Here is a 12,960-nt window from a genome sequence, read left to right on the forward strand (position 1 = left end):
ACCTAAGAATTTTTGCGTTAAGTTAGTACTAACCACTATTGAAATAATATTACTAACGTGCATATAAAACGATATGAAAAAAAGAAACATCAATCTACTGATGGTTGTGCAATGGCTGATATTTATGCCCTTGTTATTACCAATGGGCATTTTAGCCGGAGCTTTTGAAGGAATTAAAAAGACCTTTAATAGAGCAAATGCCGACATTTTTGAAGAACAAGCTAATCTTACTGAAATTTAAAAAGGTAGACCAGTAAAATGGTCTTTCTTTTTAATGAAGGAACTTCATTGTGTCATCTTTTATATCCTCTGTTTCTAATTGAAGGAACTCTTCCCAAAATGCATTTTCAGGCAATGGTGCTTTGCATAAAACAGGCTCTTTTTTTACTGGGTGAATAAAGTATGCTCTTCTTGAGTGTAAATTAATAGACGCATCAGGGTTTGGTCTTGGATAGCCATATTTCAAGTCCCCTCTTATAGGGCAGCCCATACTGGCCAGCTGTACACGAATTTGATGAGAACGCCCTGTGATAGGTTCTACTTCTATAAGGTGGTGCTTATTAATAGTACCTATATACCTATAATCTAGTTCTGCTTTCTTACTGTTTGGTACTTCTTCGTCATGAGCGGTTACCACATTTCTATCTTGGTCTTTAACTAACCAGTGGGTCAGTCTTCCTTTCTTTATTCTAGGCTTATTTCTTGTGATGGCCCAGTATGTTTTCTGAATGTGTCTTTTTCTAAAAAGCTCGTTCATCCTTTCCAAAGCCTTTGATGTCCTTGCGAAAATTATCAAACCACTAACTGGTCTATCTAGACGGTGAACCGTGCCTAAGTACACGGCTCCAGGTTTGTTATATGCTTCTTTAATATACTCTTTAACAGCTTCTTCTAAGGTTTTGTCACCTGTTTTATCACCGTGAACTAACACACCAGAACGCTTATTAACTATAATGAGGTGGTTGTCTTCGTATATTACTCTAAATGGTTTTTTCATAGTTCTTTACCGTTATTTTACGGTTTTAAAGATTTAAATTCTTTAAATCAACTCAAAGGCCTTTGCACGAGTTTGTTTGTCTGTTTCAATATAATCATCCAAGCTCGGTTTTTTAACAAAAGAGACATTGCTCATGCAGTTTTCTATCAAATCAGACATTTGAAGAAAACCAATTTTGTCTTTCAGAAAGGCATCAACAGCAATTTCATTTGCTGCGTTCACTATACAGGCCATGTTTCCACCTTGGTTAAGGGCATTAAAAGCAAAGCCAAGGTTTCTAAATGTTTCTAAATCAGGTTTTTCAAAAGTAAGCTTAGGATAATCCATAAAGCTAAATCTTGGGAAGTCAGACTTTAAACGCTGTGGAAATCCAATGGCATATTGAATAGGAAGTTTCATGTCAGGTAAGCCCATTTGAGCTTTCATACTACCATCCTCAAACTGAACCATAGAATGAATGATGCTTTGCGGATGAACAATCACATCAATCTGTTCCGACTTTAAATCAAAAAGCCATTTGGCTTCAATGACCTCTAAACCTTTATTCATTAAAGAAGCAGAGTCAATCGTGATTTTTGCTCCCATTTCCCAGTTTGGATGTTTGAGGGCTTGCTCCTTAGTTACCGTTTCTAAAAAGGCTCTATCTTTTCCACGGAATGGGCCGCCAGAAGCGGTCAAAATGATTTTCTCAATTGGATTTAAATTTTCTCCCACCAAGCATTGAAAAATAGCCGAATGCTCAGAATCAACAGGTAGGATTTCTACCTTATTTTCGATTGCCAATTGTGTTATCAACTCGCCAGCAACTACCAGGGTTTCTTTGTTTGCTAGAGCAATGTGCTTTTTTGCCTTTATGGCTCTAATAGTAGGAAGGAGTCCAGCATAACCTACCAGAGCGGTTAAAACCATGTGCACTTCTTCGTTTTCAACTACCGCTCCAAGAGCATTTTGACCAGCATAAACTTTTATGTCTAAAGGGTCAAGAGCGTTTGAAACCTGGTCGTAAAGAGCTTCGTTACCTATTACCACCACATTCGGCTTAAATTTAGCAGCTTGCTCAATGAGTAAGCCAGCATTATTTTGTGCGGTTAGCACCTCAACCTGAAAGAGGTCAGAATTAGCCTCTATAACCTCAAGAGCCTGAGTACCTATAGAGCCAGTAGAACCTAAAATCGCGATATTTCTTTTTTGCATGCAAAGGGATTTGGCTGCAAAGGTCTGAAAAATTTAGGGATTAAACGTAAGGGTAGTTCTTTTGACACGATTAATCAAAAACTCCAAGTATTCTTATTCCTGTTGTAAGGTTCTAGGGAGAATTTAAATCCGCTGTCAAAACCAAACTGATTTGACTGTGAAGTGACGTAATAGGCTCCAAGCCTGAACCTAGTCTTACCTAGTTTGAAAACTCTGTTTATGCCTGCATAGAGCTCTGAATATTGATAGTTTTGATCTGGAACGTATAGTAAACCAGCACCTGCTGTGGTGTTTATGCCCGTTTTATTTAGTAATGGAATTTTGCTGGTTAGAAAACCATTAAACTGATGTTCATAATGCGATTCGAAAACCCAACCGAAAGTGCTAAAAGTTTGAGGAATCAGCTGATAGGTTGACATGCTTGGCGAGAACCAAATAGGGTCGCCTCCTCTTTGATATTTATAGTCCATGGGTGCCACTTTCGTGGTATCCAGAAATTTACCAATGCTGATTTTGTATTCCGAAGTGCCCAGAATACCTACATTAAAATATTGAGAGATGCTAAACTCAATATCCGTAAAGGCTTTTTTAAGCCCATTATCTAGCTGAAAAGCTTTATTGTATTGTAGACCAAAAGTGGGGAATTTGGAACCGAGTACAATCTTTTCATTCGGTTCTGAAATGTAAAGCTGTTTTGGTGTGTAGTCTATTCTGAAATTGGTTTTAAGAATAGAGCTATTTGGGAAGGTTTGCGGGTTGTTTTCGTCAAAGAGTTCATCTCCAAGCCTTGAAAACTTAAAGTCGCCAAAGTCTTCTCTTTTATTTAATTGAACATTGGTATTGAAATAAAAGCCATTGAAGAGCTCTGTTCGGTGACCCAGATTTAGACCTGTGTTAATATAAAAATTGTTTCTTTTTATAATGTCAGAAATGGTAGCACTTCCATTAATTACATCAAAACCTTGACCTACATTTAGAAAAAGGCTTGATTGTTTTACGGGGTTATAGAGGTAATCTATGGTAAGTTGACCCCGCAAATCTTGATTAAGAAAACCATAATTCAGATAAGGGCTTACTCTTATTCTTTTTCGGTTTTCAAAACGTTTTAGGTAGTTGATATTATACTGCATTCGCCAGCCGCCTATAGCCACTATGTTTATCAGCGAAGGAATAGAGCCGAACTCCCAGTTCGTCTTCTTTGCTCTATTTATGTGCCCCACGCCACTCCATGCTACTTTCAAGAAAGTAATTTTGTTATAAACAGCGTCTATAGAATCTAAATATTCTTTAGAATTAACGCGGAGGTCGTAAGCCTCTTGTTTTTTTACTACGTGGCGTTCTTCTTTTGATAGGGGTTCTGGTCTTATGCTGTCCCAAAAGGTAGAGTCTCTTTTATAAGCTTCTTGTGTAGTTTTTGCTATTTCGGGACCAAAGAAATTTTTGGTGTAAGTGCTGTCAAAAACAAAATCAGATTGGCTAACAGTCGTTGTTCCTGTTTTGACTTGTCCTCCTTCTTTAAGTTTCCATTGAAATTGTTCTGAAGTAATGACCCATTTTTCCTCAACTTTTTCATAGGCTTGTTTGAAAGCAAATTCGTCATAAATGATTAATGACTTTTTTGATAGGCTTAAATTAACCGATTTTAGGACCCATAACTGGTCAAAAACCTCAATTTCTCCTTCGTAAAGGGCATTTCCTGTTTGTTTAGGTTTAATAGAAATTTTATAAATCAGCTTGCCATCCTCGTAGAAAGTATCTTCTAGTTTGTATTTATATGAAGCAAAACCAAGGGGGCTAATGGGGGAAACAAAGGAGTTTTCACTTAGCTTTATTACTTGTTGCAAGTTTTGATAAAGGTCAAACTCTCCATCGGTTGTGGAGGTGAAAAACAAAGTTTCTTGTTCGCCTATTTTTTTTACAGCCGTTCTTTCTTCCTTTAATTTATTTGGTGGAGCTACGTATCGGGTGATATTGGCTTCAAAATAATTTTTCTGAGGAATGCTGTCATTCTTAAACGGGTCGTCGTCTTTACTTGGTTTCTGAGGCTTTATATTGACAGGTTCTTCTAAAGATTTGACGTAGGTATTACAGCGGTAGTTTTGATATTGGTTGAGATACTTTTCCTTATTTTCAATAACATTCCGAATTACTTCATAGCTAAAATCTTTCTTTTTGACATTTACCACTACCTCATTCAGCATGGAGGTATCGGCCTTTAAAAAGATGTTTTTCGCATAGTCTTCTTCAATAACCAACTCAAGAAATTCACTGGTATGACCGATATAGGAAACTCCAATGCGGTGTAGGCCTTGCTCTAAATTAATTTCAAATTGTCCTTCGGCATTAGTTTGCGTTCCCGTTTGTGAGTCGTAAACTCGAATATTAGCACCAGGGAGAGGCTGATTATCTTCAGAATAAACATAACCCCTGAGTTTATAAAAGGTTTGTGCCTGAAGCCCAAATGAACTAAGAAGTAGAAGACAGGATAAAAATGCCCGCATATAATGGGATTGTTGAACCACAAAATAAGGGCATTTTATCTTAGCAAGATGTTAAAAAGGTTTAAAGACTTATTGTTCAAGTTTATAAATATTCCCGTCAAAAGCACAGATGTAAAGTTCATTATCCTGATCTATCCCAAATGCTGAAATATTTTGGTCTTGGTCCATCAAAACCTCATTTGCGTAAGTGCCATCAGCATTTTCTGTTAGTGCGTAAATTCTACCAGAAACGTAATCTGCGAAAATGTATTTACCAATTAAATCGGGTAGGAGAGAGCCCCGGTAGGCAAAGCCTCCAGTGATTGATTTGTCACCAGTACTTTGTGCTATTTCTAATACGGGTGCAATATAATCAGGAGAGTTACTGCCAGATTTATAGGTGTGTAAACCCTCCATATCATTCCAACCATAGTTTCCGCCTTTAATAATAATGTCTACTTCTTCATAAGCGTTTTGACCAACATCGGCACACCAGAGTCTTCCTGTTTCAGAGTCAAAGCTTATACGCCATGGGTTTCTCAAGCCGTAGGCAAAAATTTCTTTCCTTTTGGTAGTACTATTGAAAAAAGGATTGTCGGTAGGGATACCATAGTTATTGCCGTTTTCTTGTTTATCAACATCAATTCTCAAAATAGAACCCAATAGCGTTTCGGCATTTTGTCCATTCCCTTTCGGGTCGCCACCTGAGCCACCATCACCTACCGAAATATATAAGAAGCCATCTGGCCCAAAAGTTACTTGACCGCCATTATGGTTGCCATAAGGTTGGTCGTATTTTAGAAGAACGAGTTCACTGTTTGGGTCAGCTTTATTGGGACTTGATGGGTCAACCGTAAATCTAGAAATATATGTTTCGCTGCTGGAGACGGTATAGTTCAGGTAGAAAAAACCATTTTCCTTATAGTTAGGGTGAAAAGCTAGACCCAGTAAGCCCTCTTCATTGCTTCGGTCGTCTACTTGGTCTGAGATGTCTAAGAAATTAGCCTTTTCTGTAACGTCAGGGTTATTGTCAAAAACAGAAATAATACCTTCTTGTTCCACTACAAAAGCTCTGTTGGTTCCGTCGTTTGGTGATTGGAAGTCTACAGGGCGTGTAAACTTAAGGTTTTCAAAAGCGACTATCATTTTTAAGTCTCCTTCCGAAACGGTATCAATACTCTTCTGGGTAGAATCTGAGCAGGAAGGGGCTAAAAAAAGTAGATTTGAGATTAAAAGTAGGAGCGTTTTCATATTGCTTTTAACTGGTTGTAATTAATAGTTTAACTAAAATAAGAGGGGAGCTATTTGATCTTCTAAGACTTATTTTATCAAAAGACCTTTAATCTTCCTAACTTTTAGACATTAAATTAAGCTTGTAAAATATGGCGTTTTGGGACGAAGAGGACGATGACTTTGATGATGAGGAGTTTGAAAGGGAGCGAAAGGAGGAAGAGGAGAATTTCAACAGTTTGCCTATTGTAAAAAAGGCGAAAGACCTTTTCACTACCATTACGGCTTTCATGGAAACGCTGGAAGACAGTGAAGACGACGTAGATCTAAAGCCTCACTTATTTGAGGATGTGGCGGTGATCAATGCGAAAATTCGTGGAGCAGAGGCTGGGGATCTTTACAGGATAAGAATGGAAAACGCTGTCATTATAAAGGTGCATGCTGTAAGTATCCGAAATATTATGCACACTTATGAAATGCTCGGAGTTGGAAATACAGAATACCTAGAGCTTATAAGAAATGAAATAGAAGCCTTTAGGCTGGTTTTTGTAGAGTGGGTAAATTCATTTGACAGATTTAATGATCTTGATGAAGATGAATGGGGTCTATTTAATTGATGTTGAGGTGAAATCGAATTGGCCCAAAAGAACATTTCTCACTCATAAACCGTTATGTCAAAACAAATCATGACCTTTGTACTATGATAAAAGTAAGAGAAAGACCTGTGACGCATTGGCTACCCATCACTATGAAGGAAGTGGAGATGCGTGGATGGGATGAAGTGGATGTGGTCTTAGTCTCTGGTGATGCTTATGTAGATCACCCTTCTTTTGGTACAGCAGTTATCGGTCGTATTATAGAAAGTGAAGGTTTTAGAGTAGCGGTAATTCCTCAGCCAAACTGGCGTGACGACCTTCGTGATTTTAAGAAATTTGGTAAGCCAAAATACTTCTTTGGGGTAACGGCAGGCTGTATGGATTCTATGGTGAATCATTATACGGCTAATAAACGTAAACGCTCAGACGATAGTTATACACCAGGAGGTGAAGCTGGTTTTAGGCCAGACTATGCTACAACGGTCTATACTAAAATATTAAAAGAGCTTTACCCTGATGTCCCTGTTTTGATAGGGGGAATTGAGGCTTCACTGCGTAGGGTTACACATTATGACTATTGGGCAGATAAACTTTTCCCAAGTATTCTAGCTGATTCTGGTGCAGATATGTTGGTGTACGGAATGGGAGAGCAGCCACTTAGGGAACTCTTAAAGCTGGTGCAAAAGGGCGTGCCTTTGGGCAGCATAAAAGATGTAAATCAGATCTCTTATTTGGAAGATACTACGGAAGAGGTTAGGTCATATAAAGGCTGGAATACCATAGAGCTTTCAAGTCATGAAGACTGTTTAAAAGACAAAATCAAATATGCCTCTAACTTTAAGCTAGTGGAGGTAGAGTCTAACAAATGGCAGGCAAATAGATTGACCCAAAAGATAGGTAAGCAAACATTGGTTATTAATCCTCCATTTGTGACCATGAATGAGCAAGAGATGGACCAATCTTTTGACTTGCCATACACCAGATTACCTCATCCAAAGTATAACAAAAGAGGGCCAATACCTGCTTACGAGATGATTAAGTTCTCGGTCAATATGCACCGAGGTTGTTTTGGTGGCTGTAGTTTCTGTACCATTTCGGCACATCAGGGCAAGTTTATAGCCTCGCGTTCTCAAGAGTCTATCATGAAAGAGGTGGACGAACTGACGAAACATCCCGACTTTAAGGGTTACTTATCTGACTTAGGAGGGCCTTCGGCAAATATGTACCGCATGAAAGGGAAGGATGAATCTATTTGTGCAAAATGCCAAGCACCTAGCTGTATTCACCCTGTTATTTGTTCAAACCTTGATACTTCGCACAATCCATTAACAGAGATTTATAAAAAGGTAGATGAGCACCCTGATGTCAAAAAGGCTTTTGTGGGTTCTGGAATTCGTTATGATTTATTAGTAGATGACTTTAATAAGAACAACGAGGATGGCAACCATGATGAATACATGGAACAACTGGTCACGCGTCACGTTTCTGGTAGATTAAAGGTGGCTCCAGAACATACTGCAGACAACACCCTGAAGGTAATGCGTAAACCATCTTTTAAGCACTTCAGAAAGTTTAAGGAGAAGTATGACGACATTCAAGAGAAACATGGTCTAAAACAACCGCTTATTCCTTATTTTATCAGCTCGCACCCTGGTTGCGAGGAAGCTGATATGGCAAACCTAGCTGCTGAAACCAAAGACATGGGTTTTAAGCTAGAGCAGGTACAAGATTTTACACCTACGCCAATGACCGTGGCAACGGTTATTTACTATGCAGGAGTACATCCGTACACTTTACAGCCTATTAAAACGGTTAAAACTAGAGAGGAAAAGCAAACGCAAAATAAGTATTTCTTCTGGTGGAAAAACGACATGAAAGGCTGGATTAAGAATAGGCTAAATAAATTAGGGAGACCCGATTTGGCTAAGCAGCTTTTGGCTCACCCACCCAAAACAGAGCGTAAAGAGTTTTCTGAAGGGAAGTCTAATAAGTTCAGGAAAAACAAACCAGCTCGCAAAAGCAACGCGACTCAAAACGAAGCCCCAAGGAAGAAGAAAAACTTTAAGAAGAAGAAGGGTTGGGCATAGGGTTTTGTAGTTCTTGCGAGTAGAAAATCTAAGTTGTTTTCTTCAATTAGAAGGAGAGGGTCAGTTTGAGCGAAGCCGAAAACAGTCTTACACTTTCAAAGCAAGCTATATAAAGAATGGCAGTCCTTGTTTTGACTCGGACGAATAGTTGTAAAGCTTTTCTAATTAATACCGTAATTCTAGCACGATTTGTCAAATTTTCGGGGTTAATCCAATTTAATACCGAAAATTTAGCAAAATGGGGGTTAACTACATCAAATCAAAGCCTCCCCAAACTTTCCAACTATCCCCTGCGTTTAATAATTTTGAAGAAACAATAAGACAAACAATACATTGACAGAACTAGCTATACCAACACGTAAACCAAGAATATTTTTAGGAGAAGATTTTGAGCTGAATGGCTGGGAGAGCCTGAAGGGTTTTTATGAAGACTTGGTGAGTAGGGAAATAAACTCTGGTGAAGAATTAGAAAAATGGTTTAAAGATAGAGACGAGTTAGAGTCTTATTTGTCGGAAAACATGGCATGGAGGTATATCAAAATGACCTGTGACACCAAGAACGAAGAAGCTCAAAAAAACTACCAATACTTTGTTACAGAAGTGCAGCCGCATCTTGCTGTTTTTGATGACAAATTGAATAAAAAGGCCTTAGAAAGCCCTTTTCTTGATGATTTGAAAGGTAGTGGCTACAAGATTGCTCTGAGAAGCATGAAGAAATCTGTAGAGATATTTAGGGAAGCGAATATTCCGGTAGTAACGGAAATCCAAACAAAATCTACAGAGTACCAAGCGGCTACTGGTGCCATGACTGTGACTATAGATGACGAAGAAATGACGCTTCAGAAGGCGGGCTCATTTATGATGGGAGCTGACAGAGCAAAGCGTGAAGAGGCTTGGTTAAAAATAGGAGAAAGAAGGGAGCAGGACAGAGTCAAACTTGATAAGCTTTTTGATGAATTAAAAGACCTTAGACAAAAGGTGGCTGAGAATGCCGACTTTAAAAATTACAGAGATTACGCTTTCGCTGCTTTAGGAAGGTTTGACTATACGCCACAAGATTGCTTCGACTTTCATGAGTCTGTTGCAGAGGCTGTGGTGCCTTTGCTAGATGCTGGGCAAAAAGAAAGAAAAGCCAAACTTGGTTTTGATTCTTATAGACCATGGGATAAGAAGGTAGATGTAGCGGGCAGAGAAGGTCTAAAACCATTTACAAATGGGGAAGATTTATTAGATAAAACTGAAGCTTGTTTTGATAAGATTGACAAAACGCTTGGTGATTACATTCGTGTTATGCGTAAAATGGGGCATTTTGACGTAGAGTCTAGAGTAGGGAAGGCTCCAGGTGGTTATAATTATCCATTGATGGAAATTGGGGTACCGTTTATCTTTATGAATGCTACGAGCACACTAAGAGATGTGGTGACTATGGTGCATGAAGGTGGCCATGCTATTCACTCTTTTGAAGTAAGAGACCTGCCGCTGAGTGTGTTTAAAAACACAACCTCAGAGGTGGCGGAGGTAGCATCTATGGCTATGGAGCTTATTTCTATGGAGCACTGGGATGCATTCTTTGAAAATCCAGATGAGCTAAAAAGAGCTAAAATAGAGCATTTAGAAGATATTTTGACCGTATTGCCATGGATAGCGACAGTAGATAAATTCCAACATTGGATTTACGAAAACCCTAGCCATACCGTAGAAGAAAGACAGGCGGAATGGATAAAGGTATTTGAAGAGTTTTCAGATACTCAAACTGATTGGTCTGGTTTTGAAAAGTTCAAAGAAGCTACTTGGCACAGACAGTTACATATTTTTGAATTGCCATTTTATTATATTGAATATGGTATGGCTCAGCTTGGGGCTATTTCGGTATGGCGTAATTATAAGAAAGACCCAAAGAAAGGCCTTGAAGCTTATTTGAGAGGGTTAAAGATGGGCTACACAGGAACCATTGGTCAAATTTATGAGGCCATGGATATTAAATTTGACTTCTCAAAAGCCACTATTTCTGAGCTGATGGGCTTTGTGGAGGCCGAACTGGCAGTGCTAAAAGTTAGGTCACAAATTTAAAATTTAGGCTGAATGAAAAATGGGGTAAGTATAAAGTTTTGGGTTGTCTTTTTGGTCAATTTGCTTTTTGTACCAACCATTTTACTTGTGTCGCTATTTTTTTATCAACAGTTCAAAACCTCCATTGATGAACGTGTTCTACTCCAATTAACCTCCATTAAAGGGCTGAAAAGAGTACAAATTGAAGACTTTCTTGAGAGAGAATGGCAGAACTTTGAGCCAAATCAAGAAGGACAATTAATCAGTGAAGAAGAACTTTCAAACTTTGCGAAAGAATCATCAGGCTTAGAGGGAATTCATGATGTAACGGGTTTAGAAAGTGGAGGTTTTCTGAGGCTTGCTTTTGTTAAAAAAGACAGTGAAGGAAGTTATCATATTCGATATGAGGATGGGGAGGAAATAAAGAAGATTTTGCTGGAGAGAACTGGAATGGGCAAAAGTGGCGAGTCTTACCTGGTAGGGGAAGACTTTAAATTAAGGTCTAGGTCTAGGTTTTTTCCAGAGAGGTCGCCTTATGAATTTGAATGCCAGTCAGAAGGTGTTTTAAATGCCTTTGAACAAAAGGAAGGTAAAGGTATTTATGAAGACTACAGAGGCATAGAAGTTTATGGAGCTTATCAGTTTTTAAATGCTAGAGGTCTAAAATGGGCTATTTTATCCGAGATTGACACAGAGGAGGCTCTCGAGCCATTGCTTGCCTTGAAAAAGAATTTGATTATAATTCTGGTCATTTCTATTCTTATCATTTTTGTTTTGTCGCTATTCTTGGCAGGAGCCTTAACTAGGCCGCTTTTAAGAATGAAGTACTATTTAGATAGAATGTCTGGCGGCGATTACGATTTTGAAATTAATGCCAAACCAGTGGGTTATGAAATGAATCTCATGTATGATTCTTTGTCAGAAATGGTAGCTAAATTTAAGTCTACCATATCCTTTTCAAAGGAAATAGGGGAGATGAACTTGGCGGCGGATTATAAGCTAATTGGAGAAAACGACACGCTTGGGAAATCTCTTTTGGCGATGAAAGAGCAGCTAAGAAAAATTAACGAAACAGAAACCCAAAGGCAGCGAGAGTTAAGGTCTGCCATAGTTTCTGGGCAGGAGAAAGAGCGTTTAAGGCTTTCTAAAGAACTTCATGATGGCCTAGGGCCCATGCTCACGCACTTAAAACTAATGGTTCAAAGTCAAGAACTTCCGACGAAGGGAAAGGACGCTTTAAAAAATGTTATAGACGATACGGTTAATGAGGTCAGAAGAATGACCTTTAATTTGATGCCGCAGTCACTTATGGATTTTGGGGTAGCTAAATCGGTTCAAAACTTGGTTTTGATGCTGAAACCGCTAACTGATATTCAGATAGAATTTATTTATCACAGTGGAGAAAAACGAGGGAACTTTGGTGATGACGTAAACATTTGTTTGTTTAGAATAACACAAGAATGTCTTAATAATGGCATTAAACATTCTGTGGCGGAAAACATCGTTTTAGTATTAACAGAAGAAGAAAACCAAGTGAACCTTTATTACTCTGACGACGGTAAAGGCTTTGATGTCAATACGGTTTCTGGAGGCTCTGGTTTAAGTAATATGAGGGCTAGAACCGACGCCTTGGGCGGCACCTTTGTGATAAGTAGTGCAGAGGAAGGCACTACAATAGACGTAACTTTACCATTTCAAAAATGATAAAAATAGGCATAGTAGACGACCATCAATTATTCAGCAGTGGACTTGCCGCTATGTTTTCTAATGTAGAAAATATTGAAGTGGTCGGCACTTTTGATGATGGTGAGGCTTTCATTGAGTTTTTAGAAAAAGACGGAGAACTGAACGTTGTTCTTCTTGATATAACCATGCCTAAAATTGGAGGTTTGGAGGTACTTGAAATTTTAAGGAAAACTAGACCAAGTATCAAAGCAATTATGCTTTCGATGCATAATGATGGCAACTATATAGTACAAAGTGTCCGGAATGGGGCACTAGGGTATTTGCTTAAAAACGCCGACCAAGAAGAACTCACAAAGGCCATTACTGCAGTGTATGAAGGAAAAAAATACTTTAATGCGGAAACCACAGAACTCCTCCTAAACAATATGGCTGTGGAAGGAGAGGTAGTAAAGAAACTATCTCCAAGGGAGCGTGAAATACTGGAACTAATAGCTGAAGGACTTACTACCAAAGAAATAGCAGAGAAGCTATTCATCAGCACCCGAACAGTGGAGACACATAGGGTGAATATGCTCAAAAAGCTCAATGTCAAAAACTCCGCAGAGCTCATAAAAAAGGCCGCAGAGCTTAAACTAATCTAA

Annotated in this window: 10 protein-coding genes; 6 read left to right on the top strand and 4 right to left on the bottom strand. The window is 38.6% G+C overall.

Annotated features, from left to right (window positions below; genetic code table 11):
• The first annotated feature begins 73 nt into the window (after positions 1–73).
• Positions 74–241, top strand: a complete 168-nt coding sequence (locus AADJ06_RS11105; RefSeq protein ID WP_341226516.1) for a hypothetical protein — start codon at positions 74–76, stop codon at positions 239–241.
• A gap of 30 nt (positions 242–271) precedes the next feature.
• Here the strand turns inward: AADJ06_RS11105 and AADJ06_RS11110 are convergent, their stop codons facing one another.
• From AADJ06_RS11110 to AADJ06_RS11125, 4 genes are all read right to left on the bottom strand, one after another.
• Positions 272–997, bottom strand: coding sequence for an RluA family pseudouridine synthase (locus AADJ06_RS11110; RefSeq protein ID WP_341226517.1), 726 nt, complete (start codon positions 995–997; stop codon positions 272–274).
• Between the two features lie 42 nt (positions 998–1,039).
• Positions 1,040–2,191, bottom strand: coding sequence for a 1-deoxy-D-xylulose-5-phosphate reductoisomerase (locus AADJ06_RS11115; protein WP_341226518.1), 1,152 nt, complete (start codon positions 2,189–2,191; stop codon positions 1,040–1,042).
• A 74-nt stretch (positions 2,192–2,265) separates the two neighbouring features.
• Entirely contained in the window at positions 2,266–4,692 is a 2,427-nt protein-coding gene (locus AADJ06_RS11120) for a DUF5686 and carboxypeptidase regulatory-like domain-containing protein (protein WP_341226519.1), read from the bottom strand.
• Positions 4,693–4,761: 69 nt separating this feature from the next.
• Positions 4,762–5,922 carry a PQQ-dependent sugar dehydrogenase gene (locus AADJ06_RS11125; protein WP_341226520.1) on the bottom strand — a complete coding sequence of 387 codons (1,161 nt, stop codon included), beginning with the start codon at positions 5,920–5,922 and terminating at the stop codon, positions 4,762–4,764.
• Between the two features lie 131 nt (positions 5,923–6,053).
• On the opposite strand from AADJ06_RS11125, the gene AADJ06_RS11130 reads away from it, so the two are divergent.
• The 5 genes from AADJ06_RS11130 to AADJ06_RS11150 all read left to right on the top strand — a co-directional run bounded on the left by AADJ06_RS11130 (position 6,054) and on the right by AADJ06_RS11150 (position 12,960).
• Positions 6,054–6,518, top strand: a complete 465-nt coding sequence (locus AADJ06_RS11130; protein ID WP_341226521.1) for a hypothetical protein — start codon at positions 6,054–6,056, stop codon at positions 6,516–6,518.
• Between the two features lie 83 nt (positions 6,519–6,601).
• Complete coding sequence (locus tag AADJ06_RS11135) at positions 6,602–8,584, top strand: YgiQ family radical SAM protein (protein WP_341226522.1); 1,983 nt, start codon at positions 6,602–6,604, stop codon at positions 8,582–8,584.
• Positions 8,585–8,917: 333 nt separating this feature from the next.
• Positions 8,918–10,654 carry a M3 family oligoendopeptidase gene (locus tag AADJ06_RS11140; RefSeq protein WP_341226523.1) on the top strand — a complete coding sequence of 579 codons (1,737 nt, stop codon included), beginning with the start codon at positions 8,918–8,920 and terminating at the stop codon, positions 10,652–10,654.
• A 12-nt stretch (positions 10,655–10,666) separates the two neighbouring features.
• A complete protein-coding gene (locus AADJ06_RS11145) occupies positions 10,667–12,337 on the top strand; it encodes an ATP-binding protein (protein WP_341226524.1) in 1,671 nt (556 codons plus the stop codon).
• On the top strand, positions 12,334–12,960 hold the full coding sequence (locus tag AADJ06_RS11150) for a response regulator transcription factor (RefSeq protein WP_341226525.1): 627 nt from the start codon (positions 12,334–12,336) through the stop codon (positions 12,958–12,960). Before AADJ06_RS11145 ends, AADJ06_RS11150 begins: the two co-directional genes overlap by 4 nt.

The organism is uncultured Arcticibacterium sp., assembly GCF_964021845.1.
Classification (GTDB): Bacteria; Bacteroidota; Bacteroidia; order Cytophagales; family Spirosomataceae; genus Arcticibacterium.

Coding starts and splice junctions, on each gene's coding strand:
- AADJ06_RS11115 (WP_341226518.1), bottom strand. CDS start 2,191: ATGCAAAAAAGAAATATCGCGATTTTAGGTTCTACTGGCTCTATAGGT.
- AADJ06_RS11105 (WP_341226516.1), top strand. CDS start 74: ATGAAAAAAAGAAACATCAATCTACTGATGGTTGTGCAATGGCTGATA.
- AADJ06_RS11130 (WP_341226521.1), top strand. CDS start 6,054: ATGGCGTTTTGGGACGAAGAGGACGATGACTTTGATGATGAGGAGTTT.
- AADJ06_RS11125 (WP_341226520.1), bottom strand. CDS start 5,922: ATGAAAACGCTCCTACTTTTAATCTCAAATCTACTTTTTTTAGCCCCT.
- AADJ06_RS11135 (WP_341226522.1), top strand. CDS start 6,602: ATGATAAAAGTAAGAGAAAGACCTGTGACGCATTGGCTACCCATCACT.
- AADJ06_RS11150 (WP_341226525.1), top strand. CDS start 12,334: ATGATAAAAATAGGCATAGTAGACGACCATCAATTATTCAGCAGTGGA.
- AADJ06_RS11120 (WP_341226519.1), bottom strand. CDS start 4,692: ATGCGGGCATTTTTATCCTGTCTTCTACTTCTTAGTTCATTTGGGCTT.
- AADJ06_RS11145 (WP_341226524.1), top strand. CDS start 10,667: ATGAAAAATGGGGTAAGTATAAAGTTTTGGGTTGTCTTTTTGGTCAAT.
- AADJ06_RS11110 (WP_341226517.1), bottom strand. CDS start 997: ATGAAAAAACCATTTAGAGTAATATACGAAGACAACCACCTCATTATA.